General features: G+C 59.9%; 17 protein-coding genes and 1 CRISPR repeat array (1 of these 18 running past the window's edge). Of the genes, 6 read left to right on the top strand and 11 right to left on the bottom strand.

The window, feature by feature from the left end:
- Positions 1-103: 103 nt before the first annotated feature.
- From ACZCWR_RS16475 to purU, 3 genes are all read left to right on the top strand, one after another.
- The gene (locus ACZCWR_RS16475; RefSeq protein WP_487304066.1) at positions 104-1,015 is read left to right on the top strand and encodes a choline sulfate utilization transcriptional regulator; all 912 of its coding nucleotides are present in this window, start codon (positions 104-106) and stop codon (positions 1,013-1,015) included.
- Positions 1,016-1,205: 190 nt separating this feature from the next.
- Complete coding sequence (locus ACZCWR_RS16470) at positions 1,206-2,210, top strand: glycosyltransferase family 2 protein (protein WP_487304065.1); 1,005 nt, start codon at positions 1,206-1,208, stop codon at positions 2,208-2,210.
- Between the two features lie 144 nt (positions 2,211-2,354).
- The gene (gene purU / locus ACZCWR_RS16465) at positions 2,355-3,230 is read left to right on the top strand and encodes a formyltetrahydrofolate deformylase (RefSeq protein WP_487304064.1); all 876 of its coding nucleotides are present in this window, start codon (positions 2,355-2,357) and stop codon (positions 3,228-3,230) included.
- Positions 3,231-4,144: 914 nt separating this feature from the next.
- Here purU and ACZCWR_RS16460 read toward each other — a convergent pair.
- The 10 genes from ACZCWR_RS16460 to ACZCWR_RS16415 all read right to left on the bottom strand — a co-directional run bounded on the left by ACZCWR_RS16460 (position 4,145) and on the right by ACZCWR_RS16415 (position 16,545).
- On the bottom strand, positions 4,145-4,999 hold the full coding sequence (locus ACZCWR_RS16460; RefSeq protein ID WP_487304063.1) for a glycine betaine ABC transporter substrate-binding protein: 855 nt from the start codon (positions 4,997-4,999) through the stop codon (positions 4,145-4,147).
- 143 nt (positions 5,000-5,142) lie between these two features.
- Complete coding sequence (locus tag ACZCWR_RS16455; RefSeq protein WP_487304714.1) at positions 5,143-6,357, bottom strand: FAD-binding oxidoreductase; 1,215 nt, start codon at positions 6,355-6,357, stop codon at positions 5,143-5,145.
- A gap of 35 nt (positions 6,358-6,392) precedes the next feature.
- Complete coding sequence (locus tag ACZCWR_RS16450) at positions 6,393-7,688, bottom strand: aromatic ring-hydroxylating oxygenase subunit alpha (RefSeq protein ID WP_487304062.1); 1,296 nt, start codon at positions 7,686-7,688, stop codon at positions 6,393-6,395.
- Positions 7,689-7,761: 73 nt separating this feature from the next.
- Positions 7,762-8,520 carry an electron transfer flavoprotein subunit beta/FixA family protein gene (locus ACZCWR_RS16445; RefSeq protein WP_487304061.1) on the bottom strand — a complete coding sequence of 253 codons (759 nt, stop codon included), beginning with the start codon at positions 8,518-8,520 and terminating at the stop codon, positions 7,762-7,764.
- Positions 8,517-9,683, bottom strand: coding sequence for an electron transfer flavoprotein subunit alpha/FixB family protein (locus ACZCWR_RS16440; RefSeq protein ID WP_487304060.1), 1,167 nt, complete (start codon positions 9,681-9,683; stop codon positions 8,517-8,519). The genes ACZCWR_RS16445 and ACZCWR_RS16440 overlap by 4 nt, the downstream gene beginning before the upstream one ends.
- A 4-nt stretch (positions 9,684-9,687) precedes the next feature.
- Positions 9,688-11,598, bottom strand: a complete 1,911-nt coding sequence (locus tag ACZCWR_RS16435; protein ID WP_487304059.1) for a (Fe-S)-binding protein — start codon at positions 11,596-11,598, stop codon at positions 9,688-9,690.
- Positions 11,599-11,610: 12 nt separating this feature from the next.
- On the bottom strand, positions 11,611-13,674 hold the full coding sequence (locus tag ACZCWR_RS16430; protein ID WP_487304058.1) for an oxidoreductase: 2,064 nt from the start codon (positions 13,672-13,674) through the stop codon (positions 11,611-11,613).
- A gap of 40 nt (positions 13,675-13,714) precedes the next feature.
- Positions 13,715-14,245, bottom strand: a complete 531-nt coding sequence (locus ACZCWR_RS16425; RefSeq protein WP_487304057.1) for a DUF5943 domain-containing protein — start codon at positions 14,243-14,245, stop codon at positions 13,715-13,717.
- A gap of 32 nt (positions 14,246-14,277) precedes the next feature.
- Positions 14,278-15,249 carry a dipeptidase gene (locus tag ACZCWR_RS16420; protein WP_487304056.1) on the bottom strand — a complete coding sequence of 324 codons (972 nt, stop codon included), beginning with the start codon at positions 15,247-15,249 and terminating at the stop codon, positions 14,278-14,280.
- Positions 15,250-15,270: 21 nt separating this feature from the next.
- On the bottom strand, positions 15,271-16,545 hold the full coding sequence (locus tag ACZCWR_RS16415) for a serine hydroxymethyltransferase (protein ID WP_487304055.1): 1,275 nt from the start codon (positions 16,543-16,545) through the stop codon (positions 15,271-15,273).
- A 415-nt stretch (positions 16,546-16,960) separates the two neighbouring features.
- On the opposite strand from ACZCWR_RS16415, the gene ACZCWR_RS16410 reads away from it, so the two are divergent.
- The gene (locus ACZCWR_RS16410; RefSeq protein WP_487304054.1) at positions 16,961-17,968 is read left to right on the top strand and encodes a GlxA family transcriptional regulator; all 1,008 of its coding nucleotides are present in this window, start codon (positions 16,961-16,963) and stop codon (positions 17,966-17,968) included.
- A gap of 851 nt (positions 17,969-18,819) precedes the next feature.
- Here ACZCWR_RS16410 and fdhA read toward each other — a convergent pair.
- Positions 18,820-20,019 carry a formaldehyde dehydrogenase, glutathione-independent gene (gene fdhA / locus ACZCWR_RS16405; RefSeq protein ID WP_487304053.1) on the bottom strand — a complete coding sequence of 400 codons (1,200 nt, stop codon included), beginning with the start codon at positions 20,017-20,019 and terminating at the stop codon, positions 18,820-18,822.
- 253 nt (positions 20,020-20,272) lie between these two features.
- Here fdhA and betB point away from each other — a divergent pair, with 253 nt between their 5' ends.
- Positions 20,273-21,742 (top strand): betaine-aldehyde dehydrogenase, encoded by a 1,470-nt coding sequence (gene betB, locus ACZCWR_RS16400; protein WP_487304052.1) that lies wholly within the window; start codon positions 20,273-20,275, stop codon positions 21,740-21,742.
- A gap of 11 nt (positions 21,743-21,753) precedes the next feature.
- A complete protein-coding gene (betA, locus tag ACZCWR_RS16395; protein WP_487304051.1) occupies positions 21,754-23,445 on the top strand; it encodes a choline dehydrogenase in 1,692 nt (563 codons plus the stop codon).
- A 795-nt stretch (positions 23,446-24,240) separates the two neighbouring features.
- Positions 24,241-24,611: a CRISPR direct-repeat array (repeat unit 28 nt; unit sequence GGTCTATCTCCGCGTACGCGGAGGAACC) (it continues 2,584 nt past the right edge of the window).

The following is a 24,611-nucleotide window of genomic DNA, read 5'->3' as shown; positions in this document are numbered from 1 at the left end:
GCTTGACGGCGCTTTTTGATTGAACGCGCGTTCAACCTCACTATTGCCGTTCAAATCGCCGTTGTGAAGACAGCAATTCGTTATGCGCACATAAGGAGCCGTTATGCCGCGCCAGGATCGCCTGCCGCCCATGCAGGCGCTGTTGATGTTCGAATCCGCCGCGCGGCTCGCGAGCTTCACGGCGGCTGCGCGTGAACTCGGCTCGACGCAGCCCGCCGTGAGTCAGCGCGTGGTGCAACTGGAAGAAGCGCTCGGCGCGCCGCTGTTCGAGCGCGGGCATCGCGGCGTGTCGCTGACCGAAGACGGCAAGCGTCTCTTCGATGCGGTGCGCCAGAGTCTCGACCTCATTCGCAGCGCTTCCGCCGATATCCGTTCGCGCAGCACGCAGCGCACGCTGATCCTCTCGACGGACTTCGGCTTCGCCACGTATTGGCTGATGCCGCGCCTGCCGCAATTCAAGGCGCTCATGCCGGATGTCGAAGTGAAGATCATCACCTCGCAGAACATGCCGAGCGCGTCCGGCGATCATGCGGATGTAGTGATCGTGTTCGGCGATACGCACGCGGACTGGGCTCCGCGTCAGGCGGTAAAACTCTTCCCCGAGCGCGTGACGCCCGTGTGCAGCCCGGCGCTGTTCGCGGCGCACGACCGGCCGCGCACGGCGGCGGATTTGCTGCGTTTGCCGCTGCTTCATCTCGAACGCACGCAGCCGGAACGCTGGCTGTCATGGAGCGCCTGGTTCGACGCGCAAGGACTCGCCGCGCCGCCCGCGCATGGCGGCTTCACCTTCAACAGTTACGCGCTGGTTGCGCACGCGGCGGTCATGGGTCAGGGCGTGGCGCTCGGCTGGTCGCCGCTCATCGACGAACTCGTGGCGACCGGGCAGCTCGTCACGCTGTGCGATACCCCGCTGGTTACCGATCGCGGCTACATGCTGCTCACGGCGCGCGAGCCGTCCACCGCCGTGCGGGCGTTCAGGGACTGGCTGCTCGACGACTGCGAAGTGATCGCCTGACCATGCAGCATGTGCGACTCACTGCCACACCATGGGAGTATTTCGATTAGGCGAATGCCTAAAATCGCCGCAGCGTTCGCTATACGGAAGTTTCTCAAACTAAAATCGGCGCACCCCTTTTGAGACGCGGGCCACGCCAAAACTGGTTATTGGCTGCTTTCCGCGCTCGCGATCTTCAAGCCGAAACCTCATGTCCTCCTCGCCGCTCGTCACCGTCGTCATTCCCGCCTTCAATTCGGAAACCTACATTCAGGAGGCGATCGGCTCGATCCAGCATCAAAGCCTGACCGACTGGGAACTGATGGTGGTGAACGACGGCTCGACCGATCGGACGCTTGCCGCCGCGCAGCAAGCCGCCGCCGGCGATGCGCGCATTCGCATCATCGACCTGGAGCGGAATCGGGGGATCAGCGCGGCCACGAACGCCGCGTTCGACGAAGCGCGCGGCGAGTTCATCGCCCGTCTGGACTCCGACGATATTGCCTTGCCGCAACGGCTCGAAGCGCAGGTCGCGGCTTTTCGGGAGAACGAACGCCTGGCCGCCGTCGGTTCGCACGCCGGCTTGTTCGGCAATGTCGCGGAGTCCGTCGCCTATTGCGCGCTCGGCGACGCCCAGATCAAGGCGCAGCTTCTGGACGGCATCAACACGATCAGCGGCGGCACCATCATGGTCCGGCGCGCGTTCGTCAACGCGTTTCTCATCCGCATGAACGAGCATCTGCCGAGCGCGGAAGATATCGATTACCTCATCTCCATCGTGGCCGCGGGCGGTCAGCTGGCGAACGTCGATCAAGTGTTGACCCGGCACCGCTCGCATTCCGCGAGTTTCACCAGCAGCCACGCGGACCTGGGGCGCCAGTGTCTTCATGCCGTGCGGCGACGGCTTCTCACGCTCTGGTATCCGCTTCTCGACCCGAAGGACATGGACCTCATGCTCGCCATGGCCTTCGAACCGTATGCGCCGTGGACAGATTCGGTCATCCACGCGGTTCGCGCGGTCGACCGGCTCGTCACGTCCCGCGCCAACGATTTCGGCCAGAACATGGTGATCGTCCATGGGATCCTGCTCGGCTGGCTGGTCAAGATGGCCGCCGTGTACCGCGACAACAAGCTGCTGAACGCGTCGCACCTCGACGCCATTCGCTGCTTCGTGTCACCGCCGACTTACGACGCGCTCAAGTCTCTCGGTCTCTGAACCCGCCTGACGCTTCCATTCCACCGCGACGGCGGTTCGCTTCTATCCGCCGTTTTCTGCCTTTGCTCTACTAGCGTGCATGCTCGCCGCATTTCGCGGTGCGCCAATCATTCGAATATTCGAATTTTCGAAAGTGGAGCACGCATGGCCGCCGAAATATCCTCTCAACAACTGGTGCTCACCGTGTCGTGCCCGAGCGCGGCGGGACAGGTCGCCGCGATCGTCGGCTTTCTGGAGCGGCATCACGGTTATATCGACGAACTGACCGTTTTCGATGACGACCTCTCCGGCCGCTTCTTCGTGCGCTGCGTCTTTCACAGTGCGCAGCGCGGCGAGGCGCTCGATATCGACATGCTGCGGCGCGAGTTCGAGCCGATCGCGCAGCGTTTCTCGATGGATTGCGCCATGCACGATCTGGCGGTGCGTCCGAAGGTGCTCATCATGGTGTCGAAGTTGGAGCACTGTCTGGCGGATTTGCTGTTTCGCTGGCGCATGGGCGAGTTGAAGATGGATATTGTCGGTATTGGCTCGAATCATCGGGATCTTGCGCCGCTGGCCGAGCAGCATGGTTTGCGCTTTCATCATCTGCCGATCACGGCGGATACCAAGCCGCAACAGGAAGCGCGGTTGCTCGATCTGTTCGAATCTTCCGGCGCGGAGTTGATGATTCTTGCGCGTTATATGCAGATTCTTTCCGGTGAGACGAGCCGTAAGCTTTCGGGGCGTGCTATCAACATTCATCATTCGTTCTTGCCGGGGTTCAAGGGGGCGAAGCCCTATCATCAGGCGCATACGCGGGGGGTTAAGTTGATTGGCGCGACTGCGCACTTCGTCACCGACGATCTTGATGAAGGTCCGATCATCGAGCAGGAAGTGGAGCGGGTGGATCATTCTTATAGTCCGGAGCGGTTGCTTGCCACTGGGCGGGATGTGGAGGCTATTACGCTTGCGCGGGCTATCAAGGCTTTTACTGAGCGGCGGGTGTTTATTAATGGGGAGAGGACGGTTGTGTTGCGGTGAGTTTTTTTGGAGCGTGCTTGATGGTGTTGTTCTTTTGTGCAAAGGGCTGCTCTTGTTTGTTTGGCTTATTCAGTAGCCGCCTCCCCGGCGGGGGGGTAACTTTCTTTGCTGCTGCAAAGAAAGTCACCAAAGAAAGCAGCTTTTTACACCATGCTCGCTGGCTGGAAAGTGTGGCCTGAATTAACGATACAGTGGCCGCGTTAGGACGTCCCTCGGTTGGTTAAGCGTGTAGGCAACCTCGCGATTTCGCGCTCGAATCCTTTGGTCTTAGTGGACCGCATTCATGCTTTCGGCCATGCGCTGCGCGCGCCGAGAACGTAATAACGGAACCCCGCAGCGTATAAGTGCCCAGCTACCTCATACCTCCCCGCAAGATTGCTATTCGGCCCTACCTTGGTTGGCGCTGCTGACAAAGGTATAAGCCCGAGCGCATGACCGCTTGCATTGCGCGTGTTCTTTAGTCGGAGCACTAACCAACGTAGGACCGAATAGCAGAACAGCGATGCCGCTTGATGTGGCTGGGCACATATAGGCTGCGGGATTCCGTTCTTACTTTCTCGGCGCGCGAAGCGCATGGCCGAAAGTATGAATGCGGTCCACTAAGCGTTGCTTCTTCGAGCGCGTAATCGCCAGGTTGCCTAAGCGATTTGTTATGCGTGGATAGTCCTATTGCGGCCACTGCATCAGTTAATCCAGACCAACCCTCTCCAGCCATCGTGCATGGGGTAAAAAGCTGCTTTCTTTGGTGACTTTCTTTGCAGCAGCAAAGAAAGTTACCCCGCCGCCGGGGAGGCGGCTACTGCAATAAAGACACAACCAACAGCAGCCCCTTCCACGACACAACGACAACAAGAACCAAACAAAAAAGCCGCTTCAAACCCGAAGCGGCCTTCCCGTGGCAGACGCCAAAACCCTTATTTAACCCAGCTATCCACACGATCCCCGTGTGCCCCGATCCATTCATCCGCCGCAGCAGTAGGCTTAGCCCCATTCTGCGTAGCAAGCATAACGCTATCGATCTCACCCGGCTTCCACTGGAACTTCTTCAAAAACGCAACCACCGTCGGCGCCTTCTTTTCCAGTTCAGGATTGATGATGTTGTCAACATGCTCCGACTCCCCAAACACCTTCTTCGGGTCCTCGAGGAATTTCAGCTTGTACTTCGCGAACATCCAATGCGGCTTCCAGCCCGTGACAATAATCGGCTTGTTCGACGCTTCCGAACGCGCCAACTCGGCCGTCATGGCCGACCCGGAACTCGGCAGCAGCTTGTAATCGAGGTTGTAGGCCTTGATGGCCTCGCTGGTCTTCTGCATCACGCCCGCACCGGCATCGATACCGACGATACGCGAATCGAATTCCGCCTTCTTCGCTTCCAAATCAGATAGGCTCGACACATCGACATTGGCCGGCACGATCAAACCGATCTTCGCATCTTCGAAGTTCGGGCCGAGGTCCGTCACCTTCGACTTGAAGTTCTTGTAGTAGTCACCGTGCGTGACCGGCAACCACGCGGACAAGGTCGCATCCAGATCGCCGCGCGCCACGCCCTGCCACATCACGCCCGCGGCCACCGGCACCAGTTGAACCTGATAACCGAGCTTCTTTTCGATCACGCGCGCCGCGACATTCGACGTCGCCACGCTGTCGTCCCAGCCTTCGACATAGCCGATCTTGATGGTCGGCTTGTCATCGGCGTTCGCCCCAAAGCTCGCGGCCAGAGCGGCGGTCATCGCGCCCAGGACGAGCAATTTTTTCATCGGTTTCATTTGGTTTCCCCTTTAGCGGCCCACGCCGTGTAGCGATCAGAATCACCAGCCAGAATTGGCCCGTAGCACACTTTTCCGACACTGAATTGTCCAGAAACGACGCATGCTTTTCTCTCCCCCGGTACGGGCCGGCGCGGGTTGTTCTACTTATCGACCACCAGATCCGAAAGCGGCTTGCTGCAACACAACAGCACCATGCCCTGATCGATTTCGCGCTGACGAATACCGCCCGCGTGCTTCATCGCGACTTCACCGGACACGAGCTTGACCTTGCACGTGCCACACATGCCCTGCGTGCACGACGAAGGCAGACGCACGCCCGATTTCTTCGCGGCATCGAGCACGTTCTCGTTGCTGCCGCATTCGATATCGCGCCGGCTCTTGGCGAAGTTGACCTTGAATTTCGTTTCGATGACGGGCGCGGCTTCTTCCACGACCGGCGCGGGCGCAAAGCCGATCGCTTCCTCGCGCGCTTCCACGAAGTCCGTTTGCGTCGCCAATGCTTCGGCGACATGCGCGGTGGTGAGTTGCGCGGCGACTTCCTCGATCACGCCGAACGAGAAGCTCTCCTCGTGATACTGCTTGCGATCGAAACCGCCTTCATCCAGCAGATCGCGCACGGCTTTCATGTACGGCGCGGGACCGCAGGTGAAGACCTCGCGCTCCATGAAATCCGGCGCGATGAGCTTGAGCAGCGGCAAACTCAGAAAGCCCGTCACGCCCGCCCAATTGGTCCGCGCGCCGACGCGTTCACACACGAACGCCGTCCGAAAATTCTTTTGATTCGATGCAATCAGATCCAACTCACGCGCGAAGATGATGTCGTCCGGCGTGCGCGCGCTGTGCACGAACACGATATCCGCATCCTCGCCGAGTTCGTGATGCGCGCGGCTCATCGACATGAGCGGCGTGATGCCCGAACCCGCCGACAAAAACAAATACTTGCGCGCCGGATGCCGCGCACACGTGAACTCGCCGGAAGGCCCGAGCACGCGCACCGTCGAACCCACGGTCATCGTGTCGTGCAGCCAGTTCGAGACCTTCCCGCCCGGCACACGCTTCACCGTGATCGAGATCGTGTGCGGCCGCGTCGGCGATGACGAAATCGTGTAGCAGCGGTTGATCTGCTCGCCGTCGATATCGAGTTCGAGCGTGATGAACTGGCCCGGCTCGAACGCGAACGTGCGTTCGCCGGGCGCTTTGAAGAAAAAGCTCTTTACGTCGTGCGTTTCCTGCCGGACCTGACAGCAGACGAGCGTCTCGTCGGTGTCGCAATCCCAGCGCGCGGGCAGCGTCCCCCAGAACTGCGGTTGGGTGACGCGGCTGACGGCCGGCTCGAACGTGGCCTGATCGCGCATCATGCCTGACTCCTGCTGGTTGAATGAGGTCACTTTCAGCGCATGAAGGACACGACTTTCTCGCCGTGCGAGGGAATGCTCTGCTCCGGCGCGGTCGCATGATCGGCAAGACGCGCGATATACCATTCGCAGAACTTCTCGACGAGCCCTTCCGTGAACGGCGAATACGGACCCGGTTCATACGCGCTGCTCGCCACGCCCGCCTGCGAATATTCCACCAGCGTGCGGTCCTGATCGTTGGTCGCGCGCCAGACGGCGGTGAGGTTGTCCACGTCGTAATCGATGCCTTCGCGCGCATCCTTATGAACGAGCCACTTGGTACGCACGAGCGTTTCGCCGGAAGACAGCGGAATCACGCAGAACGTGACGATGTGATCGCTCATGAAGTGATGCCACGAATTCGGCTGCGTCCAGAACGACAAGCCGCCCAGGTCGGCGCGCTCAAATCCGCCCAGCAATTTCTTCGATGCCACGCGCGCATCCAGCGTCTGCGATTCGCCATCGCGGTCCAGCGGCAGGCGTTGCGTGCGGAAGCCCGTCACCATGTCGGCCAGACGCTCGATCTCGACGGACGGCAGGCTCATGGATTCCCATTGCTTCGTGCGTTCTTCAACCGTGCGCTCGAACGCGGCCATGCCTTCTTCGTTGGCGGGCGAACGCTGATAGCCGAAGCCGTATTCATAGAGCGAAATCGTCAGTTCAGGATGGTTCGCCACGCAGTGATAGCACTCGCGGTTGTTCTCCATCGTGAGCTTCCAGTTGCCCTTTTCCACGATGTCGATGCTCGCGGCGATCTTCGTGTCCTTCAAGCCGTGCGGCAGCAGATACGGCTCCATCGCCGCGCGCAATTCGGCGAAATCGGCGGGCGGTTCATCAGCGAGACAGATGAAAATGAGGCCCGCGAGATTCTGTACATGCACTTTTTTGAGGCTGTGCTTGCAGCGGTCGAACTGGTCGCCCATGTGTTCGGCGAACATGAGGTCGCCGTTGAGGTTGTAGGTCCAACTGTGATACGGGCACACGATATTGCCGAGCGAACCCTTCTCCTGATTGCACAGGCGCGCGCCACGGTGACGGCACACGTTATGGAAGGCGCGTATTTCCATGTCGTCGTCGCGCACGATCAGGATCGAGTCGTCGCCGATATCGACGGTCGTGTAATCGCCCGGTTCGGGAATATCCGGCTCCACCGCGACCTGAATCCAGTGCTTGCTGAAGATCGCGTCGAGGTCGAGCTTGTGGATTTCATCGCTCGTATAGAACGGCGCTTCGAGCGTGTGGCCCTTTTTGCGGCGTTCGATCATTGCGCGAACGTCTGCCGAAACTTTCATCGTGTGCTCCGTTTTGCGTCACGTCTGGCGCTCCGCCGGCCCCGGTTGAGCGCGAATCTTGGCTTGGGGTAAATCAGTAATCGACCAGTTGATGCTCGCGCAAATACGCCAGAATCACTTGTGCTTTTTCGACGGAACTCCCCTCAATTACGACGCTTCCGCCGCGACTTTCGGTCGTCGTCGCGCCGAGCATGCGCGCGTGACCCGAACGCTTCTCGGGCGCGGCCAGACGCTTGGGCTTGGCGAGCACCGGCGCGATGCGCCATGCAGCGTTTTCCTTGTCGGCGGGCGCACTCGCCGCGACCGGCGCGACGTGTCCTTGCTTCATGCGCGCATACGCATAACGCGGCTGCGCATTGGCCAGCGGATGCACGGCCACGAGCGCAGGCAGCGGCGCGCGCACGCGGCGGCGCAAACCCTTCGGCATGAATTGCCGCACTTCGACGCCTTCCTTGGATACGCTCACATCCACCGCCGCGCCGACGAGCGGCACGTTCAACGCATCGGCGAGTTTGTAGGGCAGCGTGCCGCTGTCGTAAGCGCCTTCGGCGCGCGTGCCGGTCAAAACGAGGTCGTAGCCCGCGAGACGCGCGCTCAATGCGGCGCACGCATCGCCGGACGTGTTGAGCACTTCGACCTTCGACGCGCCGAGCGCGAGATATTCCTGAAGCGCGGGATCGGCCGGATCGCCCGCATGCAGCACGTCGAGCAGCGCACCCTGCGCCTTTGCTATGTCGATGCCGATGGCCAGCGCCGCCGCATCGTTACGGCTGTAGCGCGCCACACCGCTGACGGGATGACGTCCCGTGGAAACAAGCACAGCGATCTTCATGCGAACGCTCCTTCGGCCAGCGGCGTGGCCTGCACGATGGAACCGCCATTCGCGCGCGCAAGGCGTGCTGCAGCGGCGGCATCGGTCAATGCCTTGATGGTGTCCTGCGTATCCGCGACGATGGTCAGATTCGCGCGCTTGGCAATGGGCGAACTGGCATCCAGATTCACGGCGATCACATGCCGGCAATCCTTGATGCCCTGCAAATGCTGCACCGCGCCCGAGATGCCGAACGCGATATACACGCTCGCTTCCACGGTCTTGCCGGTCGCGCCGATTTGCTTGTCGCGCGTGAACTTGCCGTCGTCCACCGCCACTCGGCTCGCGCCGATGGCCGCGCCCAACGTGCTCGCGAGCTTCTCGAACGCGGGCACGTCCGACACGCCGTTGCCTGCGGAGACGATGAAATCCGCTTCTTCGAGCGCGACTTGCGCGGCATCCATTTCCTCGATGCCGAGATCGACGTAAGCGCTCGCTTTCGCTTCCGGCACGATGCCTTGCGCATTCACCGCTTCGCCCGCACCGACGAACGGCAGCTTGGCATCGACCGCATTCAGCGCGAGCAACACGACATCCGGCAACGCCCGCGATGCAAACGCGCGGCCCGCCTGCGCATACGCCGCGACGTGCGCGTGATCCAGTTCCACCACATGCGTCGCGATGCTCGCATCGGCGCGCGCGGCGTATCGGCGGCCGAGGTCGCCATCGCCGGTGGCGTTGTCGGGCATGAAGACATGCACCGGCGAGAATGCCGCGACGCAGGCCGTCAGCGCGCGCGTTTCCTCGTCCGGCGCGAAGTTGCGTCGGTCGAACTGCGCCAGTTCGATGAAACGGTCCGCGCCGAGCGCGGCGGCATCGTCCTTGAATTCGCCGAACGCGACGAGCACGACTTCGGTTTGGTCATCCGCGAGCAAGGCGGCGGCGGCGAGCGCCTGACGGCCGTGATCGTCGAGCGAACCACGATCCGTATGCGCCGCGACGAGCAATGCGCGCGTGGCGGGCTTCGTCGTGCGACGCGGTTTTGCAGCGGCTCTGTGTCCGCCATGCAGCGTGTTCAGATCCTGCACGATGCCGCTGCCGATCTCGCCCAGCGTGATGCGCTTCAAGCCCGCCGCCGTGACGACGAACGGCCTGCGCGGATCGATTCGTTTGATGTCGTTCATTGCTTTACTCCAGCGCCGCAGCGACGAGTTCCGCTACATCGAGCACTTCGGGACGCGGACCGACCACGCCTTCGAGCATCGCCGTGCATTGCGGGCAACCGACCGCGACGACATCCGCGCCGATGGTCCGCGCATCCGCGATACGAATATCGGGAATGCGCTGCTTGCCGGGAATATCGGTGAGCGGCGCGCCGCCGCCACCGCCGCAGCATCGCGCGCGCATGCCGTGACGCTCCATCTCCACGACCTTGATGCCGATGGTCTTGAGCAGCTTACGCGGCGCTTCGGTTTCGCCGTTGTAGCGGCCGAGATAGCAGGGATCGTGATACGTGACCTTCTTGTCCGCGAGCACGGCGGCGGCCTTCGGCGTGAGCTTGCCGTTGGCGACGAGTTCCGCCATGAACGCCGTGTGATGCTGCACTTCAAAGTAACCGCCGAGCGCGCGATACTCGTTGCGCAGGCTGTGCAGCACATGCGGATCGGCGGTGACGATGCGCCTGAACGTGTACTGCGACAACGTGCTCATCAGCTTCGATGCGCATTGCTGGAAGGTGGCTTCATCGCCGAGACGACGCGCGGTGTCGCCCGTGTCCGTTTCCACGCCGCCGAGCACCGCGTAATCCACGCCCGCTTTATTCATCACCTTGGCGAAGGCGCGCAGCGTGCGTTGATAGCGCATGTCGAACGCGCCTTCTCCGGCGATGAACAGCACATCGACGGGACGGCCCGGCTGCGCGACCTGCACTTGCAAGTCCACCGACCAGTCGTAACGCGCGCCGATGTCGTAGCCGTTCTGGCTGCCGGTTTCGCGCAGGTTCGCGAGCGTGATCGGACCTTTGCCCGGCACTTCGCCTTCGACCATCGTCTGATTGCGGCGCATGTCGACGATGGCATCGACGTGCTCGATCAGCATCGGACACTCTTGCACGCAGGCGCGGCAGGTCGTGCAGGACCAGATCGTGTCCGCTTCGATCATCTGCGAAATAAGCGGTTTTCCGGGACCACCCGCATGCTTGCCGAGCGGGATGCCGGGCGTCGGACTGCCCGCGTATTGCGAGTCAGAACCGCCGACCATGCCGACCACGAGATCCTGAATGAGCTTCTTCGGATTCAACGGCTGACCGGATGCGAACGCAGGACATGCCGCTTCGCACTTGCCGCATTGCACGCAGGCATCGAAACTCAACAACTGATTCCAGCGAAACTCGACAGGCTTGCCGACGCCGTATTCCTTCGCATCGAGCACGGGCATTTTAAGCGCCGTGGGCGGCACGACTTCATTGTCGTTCTGCGCCTTGAAGCGTTCCTGACGCGGATGGAATGCGAGATGCAGCAGGCCAGCCATTGCATGCTTCATCGGGCCGCCCTTTGCAGCGCCGAACGTCATCGTGTACGCACCCGCCGCGATCAGCAACGCGACGATGATCGCGAGCGCGCCGGACATCCACGAAGCAGGCAACAACATGAACAACGCGAGGCCGAGCGCGAACGAGCCGAGCAGCCACGGCAGGCTATCCCACGGTCCACGCGACAGACGCGCGGGCACATCCTTCGCATTGCGGCGCTTCCAGACGAACACCGCGCCCACGAGCATGATGATCGCCGCGAGAAAGATCAGCCGGTCGAGCCACACCGAATAGATCGCGAGACCGTAGTTGATGAAGACGAGCGCCATCGCGAGGATCGCGCCGCCAGCAGTGGCAACGTGCGTCTTCGCGATGTACGGGTCGCGCGCCACGACATGATGCAGGTCCACGAAATAACGCTTGGGAATGGTGAGCAGATTCGCCCAGCCATACGCGCCGACCGTGGTCGAGCGCCCTTCGCGCCAGTACGATGCACGCCGCATGACCGCGAAGGCCAGGCCCGCGACCGAGATCCACAGCAGGACGGTGATGACAAACACGGGGTTCATCGAATAGCCTCGTCAGAAGTCCTTGCACAGACGCAATGCGTCGTAGATGGCGCTATGGATGTTGTGCATCGAGATGCAGTCGCCCACGCGGAACAGCAGGAAGCGGCCATCGCCGAGTGTTTCGGACAGCGAAGGCTGCGGCTGCGATGCAAACAGCGTGTGCACGTCGATCTGGCCGCGATTGAGCGACTCGGGCTTGAGCTTCCAGTAGATCGAATCGTTCGGCGTGATGCCGTTCTCGATCACGACCTGATCCACCGCGCGTTCTTCCTGCTCCTCGGTGTATTCGTTGCGGATCACGGCGATCTTCTTGCCATCTTCCTCGTACACGCGGTCGAGCCAATAGTTAGGTGTATGAATCACGCCATGCGCATACAGGCGGCGATAGAAGATGGGGAACGTGGTGCCGCCGGTGTCATCGGCCACTTTCACATCCGGCGTGACGATTTCCACCTGATTGCCGCGCGAGGCGATGAAGTCCGCGACGCCCGCGCCCGCATGCGTGCTCACGCCGTCGTAGACGAGCACGTTCTTGCCCGGCTCGACCTTGCCCGAAAGAATGTCCCACGAACTCACGGCGAGACCATCGGCCACGCCCCACGCGGGCACCTGATCCGTGAACGACGAACCGCCCGTGGCCAGCACGACGATATCCGGCTTCTCGGCCATGATCATCTTGTCGTCGGCCGCGACGCCGAGACGGCGATCCACGCCCAGCCGCTTCGTTTCCATGTCGAACCAGCGCACGATGCCGGCCATCTGCTCGCGTTGCGGCGCTTTCGCGGCCAGCATGATCTGGCCGCCTACATAATCGTTCTTCTCGAACAACACGACATCGTGACCGCGCAGTTTTGCGACGCGCGCCGCTTCCAGTCCGCCGGGGCCCGCGCCCACGACCACGACCTTGCGCTTCGGCCCGCGCGATTTTCCGATGACATGCGGCATCGTTTCTTCGCGAGACGTCGCCGCGTTCTGCACGCACAACACGTCCAGCCCGTTGTACTGACGGTCGATGCAATAGTTCGCGCCGACGCATTGCTTGATTTCGTCCTCGCGGCCATCGCGAATCTTGATGACCATGTGCGGATCGGCGATCTGCGCGCGCGTCATGCCGACGAGATCGACCATGCCGTTCGCGAGCAGACGTTCGGCTTGCCCTGCATCGCGAATACTTTGCGCATGCATGACTGGCAGCTTCACGACCGACTTGATGCCCGCCGCGAGATGCACGAACGGTTCGGGCGGAAGCGCCATCGGCGGCATGCAGTTGGCGAGCGTGTTGTGCGTGTCCGCGCCGGAACCGATCACGCCGACGTAATCGATCAGCCCCGACTCCGACATGGCCTGCGCGATTTCCTTGAGGTTGTCGTGCGAGAGGCCGTCTTCATGAAACTCGTCGCCGCACATGCGCAGGCCGACGCAGAAATCCGCACCCACGGCTTCACGCACGGCAGTCAGCACTTCACGCCCGAAACGAAGGCGGTTTTCGAGCGAGCCGCCCCATTCGTCCGTGCGAAAGTTGGTGCGCGGACTCCAGAACTGATCGATCAGATGTTGATGCGCCGCCGAGATTTCGATGCCGTCCATGCCCGCATCCTTCACGCGCTTCGCAGCCGCCGCGAAGTCCTGAATGATGCGCTTGATCTCTTCGACTTCGATGATCTTCGCGTTCCCGCGATGCACCGGCTCACGCACGCCAGACGGCGACATAAGATGCGGCCAATGCTCGCCATGCCACGCGGAACGTCGGCCCATGTGCGTGGCCTGAATCATGATGAACGCGCCATGACGATGCATGGCTTCGGCCAGCCGCGAGAGCGGATCGATGATCTTGTCCGTGGACAGGTTCACCGATTTCCACCAGCCTTGCGGACTATCGACCGATACGGGACTCGAACCGCCGCACACCGCCAGACCCACGCCGCCCTTCGCTTTCTCCTCGTAATAACGGATATAGCGATCGCCGGGCAGACCGCCCGGCTCGGCGTAGACCTCGGCGTGCGCGGTACTGACGATGCGATTGCGCAAGGTCAGTTTGTTCAACTGAAGTGGCTTGAAAAGGTTCGGGTAACGCATGCGGGCGACCTCGGAATGGAATTGCTTCGATGCCTTGTTGTTACAGCGGCGACACTTCGAACACGCAGTGATCGTGTCCTTCGGCGGCGCATTGCGTTTCGATCGACTTCGAACGCGGGCCTTTCTTCGCGCTGTCCGGCGCGGTGTCGTTCACCCAGTCCATCGCGCCTGCGAACCAGCCTGCGAACATGTAGCAGAGCTTGCCTTCCTTGCCCGGCTGCGCGAGCACGAACGACGAGTTACGCAGATGGATGCGCGCCATCGCGCTTTGCGGGTCCGATTCGACGATCTCGAACAAACCCCAGCCGCGTTGCGACAGACGGTTCAGATAGTGCTCGAAACACGCCATGCCGCTGATGCCGTGCTTCTCGGCTTCCTTGTCGCACCAGTGATAAGCCGACTTGTAGCCCGCCTTATAAAGAATCTCGGCGTAGACTTCGCGGCCCAGCGCTTCTTCGACGGCGACGTGATTGTTCGTGAAGAAATGACGCGGCACGTAGAGCATCGGCAGCGCGTCGGTGGTCCAGACGCCGGTGTTCGGATCGACGTCGATGGGCAGTTGCGGTTGCATTGCGAGGGTTCCTTGTTTTTTTGGTTGGCGTGTCAGACGTTCCACACTTCGTCGAAGTAGCGCATCCAGTTTTCGCCCATCACCTTCTTGATGCGCGATTCGCTCCAACCGGCCTTTTCCATTGCAGCCGTGAGGTTCGGGAACTCGCCGATCGTACGGATTCCTTCAGGATTCACGACCTTGCCGAAATTCGTCAGACGGCGATAACGGCCCTTGTCGTGCGTGATCCAGTCGAAGAACTCGACGCTGTAGCCTTGCGTGAAGTCCGTGCCGATCCCCACCTTGTCTTCGCCGATCACATCGATCACGTATTCGATGGCTTCGAGATAATCATCCACCGTGGCGTCCGGGCCTTTCTTGAGGAACGGCGAGAACATCGTCACGCCGACGAAACCGTTCGCATCCGCGATTTCGCGCAGTTGATCGTCCGATTTGTTGCGCGGATGATCCTTGAGGCCCGAGGGGCAGCAGTGCGAATACGTGACCGGCTTCTTCGAGCAGGCGATGGCATCGGACGAGGTCTTGCCGCCCACATGCGAAAGATCCACCACGATGCCCACGCGGTTCATTTCGTGAATGACTTCCTTGCCATAGCCCGACAGCCCGCCGTCCGGCTCATAGCAACCCGTGCCCACCAGATTCTGCGTGTTGTAGCAAAGCTGCACCACATTCACGCCGAGTTCCTTGAACACTTCGATATAGCCGAGGTTGTCCTCGAACGCATACGAATTTTGGAATCCGAAGATAATGCCGGTCTTGTTTTCCTGCTTGGCGCGACGAATATCGTCGGTCGTGCGCACCAGCGTGAGAATCTCGCTGTATTCGCGGATCTGCTGCTTCATTTCCGCGATGTTGTCGATCGTCTTCTGAAAGTCTTCCCACACCGACACGGTGCAGTTGACTGCCGTGACGCCGCCTTTACGCATATCCTCGAACACGGAGCGCTCGAACTTCGAGATATTGAGTCCGTCGATGATGATGCTGTTGTCGTGCAGAGTGCTCATGGCTGTCGGCTCCGTGTGCGATCAATAGATGGGGAAGCGTTCGCACAGCGCGAAAATCTCGCGGCGCACGCGTTGTTCGGTTTGCGGATCGCCTTCAGGATGCGCACGGAGCGATTCGAAAACGTCGAGAATGAGACGGCCCACTTCGCGGAATTCGCTCACGCCGAAACCGCGCGTCGTGCCCGCAGGCGTGCCCAGACGAATGCCGGACGTGATCGTGGGCTTTTCCGTATCGAAGGGAATGCCGTTCTTGTTGCAGGTGATGCCCGCGCGTTCCAGCGCCTGTTCCACCTGATTGCCCTTGAGACCCTTCGGACGCAGATCGACCAGCAAGAGATGGTTGTCCGTGCCGCCCGTGACGAGATCGACGCCGCCTTCCTTGAGCACCACGCCCAGCGCCTTTGCATTGGCGAGCACGTTGTCGATATACGTCTTGAAGCCCGGTTGCAGCGCTTCGCCGAACGCGACGGCCTTGCCCGCGATCACATGCATCAACGGGCCGCCTTGCAGGCCGGGGAACACGGCCGAGTTGATCTTCTTGGCGATGTCTTCATCGTTCGTGAGGATGAAGCCGCCGCGCGGACCGCGCAGTGTCTTGTGCGTGGTCGAAGTCACGACATGCGCATGATCCACCGGATTCTGATGACGCCCCGCCGCGATGATGCCCGCGATATGCGCCATGTCGACCATCAACTTTGCGCCCGCGTTATCGGCGATCTTGCGCAGACGCGCGAAATCCAACTCACGCGGATAAGCCGAGAAACCCGCGATCAGCAGCGACGGTTTGTGCTGTTGCGCGAGTTCTTCGATCTGGTCGTAATCGATCAGCAAGGTATCGCGCTTCACGCCGTACTGAACCGCGTTGAACCACTTGCCGGACATGGCGGGCCTCGCGCCGTGCGTGAGGTGGCCGCCTGCATCGAGCGACATGCCGAGCACCGTGTCGCCCGGCTTCGTCAACGCGAGCATGACCGCGCCGTTGGCTTGCGCGCCCGAATGCGGCTGCACGTTGGCGAACTGCGCGTTGAACAACTGCTTGATACGGTCGATGGCGAGCGCTTCGACTTCATCGGCGAATTCACAGCCGCCGTAATACCGCTTGCCCGGATAGCCTTCCGCGTACTTGTTCGTGAACACCGAGCCTTGCGCTTCCAGCACCGCGCGCGACACGATGTTTTCCGACGCGATCAGTTCGATTTGCGACTGCTGCCGCTCCAGCTCTTTGAGAATGGCGCCGCGCACCGCGCCATCGCGCGAGCCGAGCGACTCTTCGAAAAAGGGATTCGTGTTCGACATGAGCTATCCGTGGGGTCAAGAGTAACGGTCGTTTGACGCAGGCCTGGCGGGCGTTTCAGCACCTTTCGATGCGTATCTCCAAGCCTTCGCCGATGCGTCTATTCTTGACGTTCGCCACGCCGGTCAATTTATGAATTCAGACGTGTTCTTGGCCTTTTCCGACATGCGCGTCTGTTTTCGACAAGTGGCTTAAGTGAAATCGGTGTATTGGCGCTTTCGCGGTGCCTTGTTGCACTGCGGCGGAACGGGCGTGCGCTTTGGCGGTGCGTGTTCTTATGCGCATTTTTCAAGCGCTCAGGGTTTAGCCTGATGGCATGGTAGTTGCACTCGTTACGACAATTAGAAAAGTGGCGAAAGCGCTCGCATCGGACTTAAAAAAGCGCTGAACAATAGATTCGAAGGAATCAGTCCCCTCATGTCTTCCGATCGCACGGCAACGCTGGCTCATTTCGCGTTCATGCCGCTTCCCAACTTCACGATGATCGCGTTCACGAATGCGATCGAAGTGCTGCGCATGGCGAATTACCTCACGGGGCAGACGCTTTATCGCTGGTCGATCGTGAGTCCCGATGGCGGGCCGGTTACCGCCAGCAACGGGCTTTCTGTCGATACCGGGCCGGTGGAGTGTGTCGGGCAGCCGGATATCGTGTTCGTGGTCGGTGGCATCGATGTACAGCGTTCGACCACGCCGGAGCATCTTTCTGCCTTGCGGCGGTTTGCTCGCATGGGGGCGGTTCTGGGGTCTTTGTGTACCGGAACTTATGCGCTGGCTCGTGCTGGATTGCTGGCGGGTTATGCGTGTGCCATTCACTGGGAGAACATGTCGGCGCTCAAGGAGGAGTTTCCCGATACGCGGTTTCTCAAGGAACTCTTTGTCGTCGATCGGGATCGGGTGACTTGCACCGGGGGCGTTGCGCCGCTCGATATGATGCTTAATCTCATCGCTTCACGCGTGGGGACAGCGAGGGTCACGCAGATCGCGGAGCAGTTTATTGTCGATCATGTCAGGGATACGAGTGCGCAGCAGCGAATGCCTTTGGTTGCTCGCCTGGGGTCTGCTAATAAGTCGCTCTTCGAAGTTATTTCTCTCATGGAGAACAATATCGAGGAGCCTCTTTCGCGGGAAGAACTTGCCCGGCTGGCGGGGATGTCGCAGAGGCAGTTGCAACGGCTGTTTCGAGAGCATCTTGGGATGACGCCTACTCACTATTATTTAACCCTGCGGTTGAGAAGGGCTCGGGAGCTTTTGCTTCAGACTGATATGTCGATTATGCATATCACTATGGCTTGTGGGTTTCAGTCTGCTTGTCATTTTTCTAAGAGTTATCGGGATGCGTTTGGGACGGCGCCGACTAGGGAGAGGAGGAAGCAGGTGGCGCCGCTTTTGGCCGTGCCGGGGGCTTCTTCGGTGTTGGTGGCTTGAGGGTTTTGGTCTTTCGTGCAAAGGGCTGCTGTTGTTTGTTTGGTTTGTTCAGTAGCCGCCTCCCCGGCGGGGGGGTAACTTTCTTTGCTGCTGCAAAGAAAGTCACCAAAGAAAGCAGCTTTTTACCCCATGCTCGATGGCTGGAAAGGGTTGGTCTGGATTAACGATACAGTGGCCGCAATAGGACTTTCTACGCATTACGAGCCGCTTAGGCAACCTCGCGATTTCGTGCTCAAATCTTTTGAGCTTAGTGGACCGCACTCATTCCTTCGGCCATGCGCTGCGCGCGCCGAGAACTTTAGAACGGAATCCCGCAGCGTATCAGCGCCCAGCCACATCAAGCGGCATCGCAAGATTGCTATTCGGCCCTACCTTGGTTACGGCTTCCAACAAAAGTCACATGGCCACGTAAGACCAACTCATTATTCAGGCATGAGTAACACGTTGGCATTTTCTTTTTTAGTCGGATCACCAATCAAGGTAGGACCCAATGGGATGGGTGCGATGCGGCGTGATGTAACTGGGCGCTAATACGCTGCGGGATTCCGTTCTAAAGTTCTCGGCGCGCGCAGCGCATGGCCGATTGAATGAATGCGGTCCACTTGCGATTGAGTTTTCGAGCGCGCAATCGCAAGGTTGCCTAAGCGGCGAGTTATGCGCGAGAAGTCCTACTGCGGCCACTGTATCGTTAATCCAGACCAACCCTTTCCAGCCATCGTGCATGGGGTAAAAAGCTGCTTTCTTTGGTGACTTTCTTTGCAGCAGCAAAGAAAGTTACCCCCCCGCCGGGGAGGCGGCTACTGAATAAACAACACAAACACCAGCAGCCCCTTCCCCGACAAAAAAGCCCCTTAAGCGGCAGCCTTCAAAACCCCATGCGGATCAATAACAAACTTCCTCGGCGCCCCGCCATCAAACTTCCTATACCCCTCCGGCGCCTCAGCCAAAGAAATAACCGAAACATTAACAATGTCCGCAATCGGCAGCCGATCCCACAAAATCGCCTGCATCAGATTGCGGTTGTACTTCATGACAGGCGTCTGCCCCGTATGAAACGAATGCGACTTAGCCCAACCCAATCCAAAGCGAATGCTTAGACTTCCTTTACGTGCAGCCGCATCCACCGCACCCGGATCATCGGTCACATAAAGGCCCGGAATACCAATCGCGCCCGCAGCAGTCGTAATCTCCATCAACGAATTGAGCACGGTCGCCGGTGCTTCATGACCACTGTCGGAACCATGTCCATGCGCTTCGAACCCCACACAATCCACCGCGCAATCCACCTCCGGCTTGCCGAGAATCTGCTCGATCTGCTCGCCCAACGTCCCATCTTTAGAAAGATCGATCGTCTCGAAACCCATCTTGCGCGCATGCGCCAAGCGCTCCTCGTTCATGTCACCAACAATGGTGACCGCCGCCCCCAACAACCGCGCCGATGCCGCCGCCGCCATCCCCACCGGCCCCGCACCCGCGATATAAACCGTTGCGCCCGGCTTCACACCCGCCATCACCGCGCCGTGATACCCCGTCGGCAAGATATCGGAAAGACACGTCAGATCGCGAATCTTGGACAGCGCCTGCGCCTTGTCGGGAAACTTGAGCAGATTGAAATCAGCATACGGCACCATCACGTATTCGGCCTGACCGCCAATCCATCCGCCCATGTCGACATAACCATACGCACCACCCGCGCGCGACGGGTTCACGTTCAAACACACGCCCGTATGCTGCGCCTTGCACGTCGGACAGCGCCCGCACGCCACGTTGAACGGCACCGACACCAGATCGCCGATGGCAAGCGTCTCCACATCACGACCGATCTCGATGACTTCGCCCGTGATCTCGTGCCCGAGCACCAGACCGACTTCGGCCGTCGTGCGGCCGCGCACCATATGTTGATCGGACCCGCAGATGTTGGTGGACACCACTTTCAGAATCACGCCGTGGCCGATGTCGCGGCCACGCGGATCGACCATCCTCGGATAGTCGATGGATTGCACTTCGACCTTGCCCTGCCCCAGATAAACGACGCCGCGATTGCTGCTCATTGATCGTCTCCATTGTGTCGTGGACGGCTCGCGCGATGCACCGCTTGCGATCATCGCGCCCGTGAAACGAGGGTACGCCGAGCGTGCGCACGCACTTACACTTAAAGCGACGCGGGTTTGACTGAAACCGACATCACACGTCCGAGCATCAAGTTTTTATTGATTGACCGTTCAAAATAAAAAACCTAACATGCGCTGAATGTTGGCCTATAAGGCTGATCCGTCCGAAGATTAATGAGCAGGAGGTCGCGTCATGTCGGCATTCGAAGATCAACGGCTTTACATCGGCGGCGAATACGTCGATGCGACGAGCGGCGAAACGTTCGACACCCTCGATCCCGCTTCCGGCGAAACGCTCGCGCATGTTCAGCAGGCGTCGCAGGCGGATATCGATCGCGCGGTGCGTTCGGCACGCGACGGCCAGCGCGAATGGGCCGCCATGACGGCGATGCAGCGCTCGCGCATCCTGCGTCGCGCGGTGGACTTGCTGCGCGCGCGTAACGACGAACTCGCCGCGTTGGAGACGCGCGATACGGGCAAGCCCATTGCCGAAACGCGCGCGGTGGATATCGTCACGGGCGCGGATGTCATCGAGTATTACGCGGGGCTGGCGACCGCCATCGAAGGCGAGCAGATTCCCTTGCGCGATTCGTCGTTCGTTTATACGCGGCGCGAGCCGATTGGCGTGTGCGCGGGCATCGGCGCATGGAATTATCCGATTCAGATCGCGTGCTGGAAGTCCGCGCCCGCGCTTTCCGCCGGTAACGCGATGATCTTCAAGCCGAGCGAAATCACGCCGCTCACGGCCTCCAAGCTCGCGGAGATTTACACGGAAGCCGGTGTGCCCGCAGGCGTGTTCAACGTCGTTCAGGGCGATGGCCGCGTCGGCGCGATGCTCGCGGAACATGGCGGCATCGAGAAGATTTCGTTTACGGGCGGCGTCGCGACCGGCAAGAAAGTGATGGCGCACGCGGGCGGCTCCACCCTCAAAGAGGTGACGATGGAACTGGGCGGCAAGTCCCCGCTCATCGTATTCGACGATGCCAACCTCGAACGCGCCGCCGATATCGCCATGAGCGCGAACTTCTTTAGTTCAGGACAGGTGTGCACGAACGGCACGCGCGTGTTCGTCCAGCGCGGTGTGATCGAACGGTTCGAGGCGCTGGTGCTGGAACGCGTGAAGCGCGTACGAATTGGCGTGCCGGACGATGAACGCACGAACTTCGGACCGCTTGCAAGTGCCGCACAACTGGAGAAAGTGCTTGGCTATATCGAAAGCGGCAAGCGCGAAGGCGCACGGTTGATCGCGGGCGGTTCGCGCTTGGTCGATGGCGTGTTCGCGCGCGGCCAGTATGTCGCGCCGACCGTGTTCGCGGATTGCCGCGATGATATGCGTATCGTGCGTGAAGAGATTTTCGGGCCGGTCATGAGCATTCTTTGCTTCGATGAGGAAACCGAAGCAATCGCACGTGCCAACGATACTGAGTATGGACTCGCGGCGGGCGTGGTGACGGAAAGTCTGTCGCGCGCGCATCGCGTGATTCATCGGCTGGAAGCGGGCATTTGCTGGATCAATACGTGGGGGGAGTCGCCTGCTGAAATGCCCGTGGGCGGCTATAAGCAATCGGGCGTGGGACGTGAGAATGGCATCGTCACGCTGAACGCTTATACGCGCATCAAGTCCGTGCAAGTGGAACTCGGACCTTATCAGCCCGTGTTTTAAGGAGCTTTTCGATGAGCGCGAATGAATACGACTACATCATCGTGGGCGCGGGATCGGCGGGTAATGTGCTCGCGTCGCGTCTGACCGAGGACGCGGATGTGACCGTGCTGTTGCTCGAAGCGGGCGGGCCGGATTATCGCTTCGACTTTCGCACGCAGATGCCAGCGGCGCTGGCTTATCCGTTGCAAGGACGACGCTATAACTGGGCTTATGAAACCGAGCCCGAGCCGCATATGAACAACCGTCGCATGGAGTGCGGGCGCGGCAAGGGGCTGGGGGGATCGTCGCTGATCAATGGCATGTGCTATATCCGCGGCAATGCGCTCGATTACGACAACTGGGCATCGATGCCGGGTCTCGCCGACTGGAGTTATCTCGATTGTCTGCCGTATTTTCGGAAGGCGGAGACGCGTGACATCGGACCGAATGCTTATCACGGCGGCGATGGTCCGGTGCATGTAACGACGAGCAAGCCCGGCAATAATCCGCTCTTTGCCGCGATGGTCGAAGCGGGTGTGCAGGCGGGGTATCCGCGTACGGAAGATTTGAACGGGTATCAGCAGGAAGGGTTTGGGCCGATGGATCGTACCGTGACCGCGAAGGGACGGCGGGCGAGCACGGCGCGCGGTTATCTGGATGCGGCGAAGCATCGCGGGAATCTGACTATCGTGACGCATGCGGTGACGGACCGTGTGTTGTTCTCGGGCAAGCGTGCGATTGGCGTGGCTTATTTGCAGGGCGGGCAGCGTGTGACGGCGCATGTGCGGCGTGAGGTGCTTGTTTGCAGCGGGGCGATTGCATCGCCGCAATTGTTGCAGCGCTCGGGTGTCGGCCGGGCTAGTTGGCTTAAGGAACTGGATATTCCTGTTGTGCTCGATTTGCCGGGTGTGGGTGAGAATCTTCAGGATCACCTTGAGATGTATATGCAGTACGAGTGCAAGGAGCCGGTGTCGCTTTATCCGGCCTTGAAGTGGTGGAATCAACCGGCTATCGGGCTTGAGTGGATGTTGAATGGCACGGGTATTGGCGCGAGCAATCAGTTCGAGGCAGGTGGATTCATTCGCACGCGTGATGACGATTTATGGCCGAATATTCAGTACCACTTTCTTCCGGTTGCGATTAACTATAACGGGTCGAATGCGATTGAGATGCATGGGTTTCAGGCGCATGTCGGGTCGATGCGCTCGCCTAGCCGGGGGCGGGTGAAACTCAAGTCGCGTGATCCGAATGCGCATCCGAGTATCTTGTTCAACTACATGGCGGATGCGCTGGATTGGCGTGAGTTTCGCGATGCTATTCGGATTACGCGGGAGATTATTCGGCAGCCGGCGTTGGCACGGTATCGCGGGCGGGAGTTGAATCCGGGTGAGGACCTCGTGACGGATCGGGAGATCGATGCGTTCGTGCGCGCGAAGGCGGAGACGGCTTATCACCCTTCTTGTTCTTGCAAGATGGGAGTGGATGAGATGGCTGTTGTGGATGGTGAAGGGCGCGTGCATGGGTTGCATGGTCTGCGCGTGGTGGATGCTTCGATCATGCCGCAGATTACTACTGGTAACCTGAATGCGCCTACGATCATGATGGCGGAGAAGATTGCGGATCGGATTCGGGGGTTGCAGGCGCTTGAAAGAGTTGGTACGGGTTATTTTGTGGCGGGGGGGAGGAAGGCGAGGGGTGGTGTGCGGGAGAAGGTGGGGGTGTAGGTTGTGGTTCTGTCTCCGCGAAGGCGGAGGAAATTGGTCGATGCGGTCGAACTTGACGTTGTAGTACGGTCTATCTCCGCGGAAGCGGAGGAACCCTGCGGGGGGTAGGAAGCATCTAAACCCAAGGTAGACCTATCTCCGCACACGAGGAGGAGCTCAAATGCCTTATGACTCATCTGTGCTGGATCGGTCTTCAAACCCAGTGATTGTCTCATCATCGAACTCGAGAAGTATGCCACAGGGGCCGCAGGTTTTGAAGACGCCTTCTGCGAATCGGATTGCGCATCTTTTTCCGCCGAAGAAGTTGATTTCTGGTTTACCGACGATGGGTGCACGCATGGGCACGTTGCCGCCGAAACGCTCTGCCTCTCGCTCGTATTCGCAGAGTAGATAGGTTTGCGCAGCTGTTGATGATCGCCGAATTTCTCGATGATTCCGCTTGCGAAGTGAAAGAGCGCGGTGTCGAGATTTTCGAAGTGATCTACTGTGACGCTCAGATCCACTTATTTGCCTCCAACACGCGTCGGCTGTCTTCTTCGAAAGGATGCATTGGACCCATCGGCGTTTCGATGTAACTCATACAGTTACCCTTCGTATTTAGAATACGGAATTCTTGCATTTGTAGTGGTCTACCATCTAAGTCCTTTCGGACACTCGGATATCGTGCGCGCAAGATTTATTCCCGCATAAGCAGAGGCACCCGATCATCTTTCGATTGCGTGACAGTGCAGACGGGTCAAACGCTGCTCACGCGGAGGAACCAGTACAACGAACCTCTCGCCGTCTTCCCATCAAGGTTTATCACCGCGCACGCGGAAGAACCGTAACGTGGGAAGAACGAGCCCGATCGCAGAGGGTCTATCTCCGCGTACGCGGAGGAACCAAACTGCAAAGTGCGCGCGTCTATGCGTCTGAGGGTCTATCTCCGCGCACGCGGAGGAACCTCGATGGCTTTGCCTTTCTGATCCCGAGCGTGCGGTCTATCTCCGCGCACGCGGAGGAACCCAAAAAGGGATAACGGGACCAGCCGGAGTACCGGGTCTATCTCCGCGTACGCGGAGGAACCATGACTAATGTCTACAGCGCGGGAACGTACACCGGTCTATCTCCGCGTACTAGGAGGAACCTTGGGGATCGTCCACTAGGTTAGCGTTGATGGGGGTCTA

Source organism: Caballeronia sp. A2-2, assembly GCF_057612605.2.
Note: the sequence above shows the minus strand (reverse complement) of the source record. Positions and strands in the feature narration are given on the sequence as shown.

What these genes read in the sequence shown, in the direction of transcription:
- ACZCWR_RS16475 (WP_487304066.1), top strand. Translation starts at nt 104, where the DNA reads ATGCCGCGCCAGGATCGCCTGCCGCCCATGCAGGCGCTGTTGATGTTC.
- ACZCWR_RS16470 (WP_487304065.1), top strand. Translation starts at nt 1,206, where the DNA reads ATGTCCTCCTCGCCGCTCGTCACCGTCGTCATTCCCGCCTTCAATTCG.
- purU (WP_487304064.1), top strand. Translation starts at nt 2,355, where the DNA reads ATGGCCGCCGAAATATCCTCTCAACAACTGGTGCTCACCGTGTCGTGC.
- ACZCWR_RS16460 (WP_487304063.1), bottom strand. Translation starts at nt 4,999, where the DNA reads ATGAAACCGATGAAAAAATTGCTCGTCCTGGGCGCGATGACCGCCGCT.
- ACZCWR_RS16455 (WP_487304714.1), bottom strand. Translation starts at nt 6,357, where the DNA reads ATGCGCGATCAGGCCACGTTCGAGCCGGCCGTCAGCCGCGTCACCCAA.
- ACZCWR_RS16450 (WP_487304062.1), bottom strand. Translation starts at nt 7,688, where the DNA reads ATGAAAGTTTCGGCAGACGTTCGCGCAATGATCGAACGCCGCAAAAAG.
- ACZCWR_RS16445 (WP_487304061.1), bottom strand. Translation starts at nt 8,520, where the DNA reads ATGAAGATCGCTGTGCTTGTTTCCACGGGACGTCATCCCGTCAGCGGT.
- ACZCWR_RS16440 (WP_487304060.1), bottom strand. Translation starts at nt 9,683, where the DNA reads ATGAACGACATCAAACGAATCGATCCGCGCAGGCCGTTCGTCGTCACG.
- ACZCWR_RS16435 (WP_487304059.1), bottom strand. Translation starts at nt 11,598, where the DNA reads ATGAACCCCGTGTTTGTCATCACCGTCCTGCTGTGGATCTCGGTCGCG.
- ACZCWR_RS16430 (WP_487304058.1), bottom strand. Translation starts at nt 13,674, where the DNA reads ATGCGTTACCCGAACCTTTTCAAGCCACTTCAGTTGAACAAACTGACC.
- ACZCWR_RS16425 (WP_487304057.1), bottom strand. Translation starts at nt 14,245, where the DNA reads ATGCAACCGCAACTGCCCATCGACGTCGATCCGAACACCGGCGTCTGG.
- ACZCWR_RS16420 (WP_487304056.1), bottom strand. Translation starts at nt 15,249, where the DNA reads ATGAGCACTCTGCACGACAACAGCATCATCATCGACGGACTCAATATC.
- ACZCWR_RS16415 (WP_487304055.1), bottom strand. Translation starts at nt 16,545, where the DNA reads ATGTCGAACACGAATCCCTTTTTCGAAGAGTCGCTCGGCTCGCGCGAT.
- ACZCWR_RS16410 (WP_487304054.1), top strand. Translation starts at nt 16,961, where the DNA reads ATGTCTTCCGATCGCACGGCAACGCTGGCTCATTTCGCGTTCATGCCG.
- fdhA (WP_487304053.1), bottom strand. Translation starts at nt 20,019, where the DNA reads ATGAGCAGCAATCGCGGCGTCGTTTATCTGGGGCAGGGCAAGGTCGAA.
- betB (WP_487304052.1), top strand. Translation starts at nt 20,273, where the DNA reads ATGTCGGCATTCGAAGATCAACGGCTTTACATCGGCGGCGAATACGTC.
- betA (WP_487304051.1), top strand. Translation starts at nt 21,754, where the DNA reads ATGAGCGCGAATGAATACGACTACATCATCGTGGGCGCGGGATCGGCG.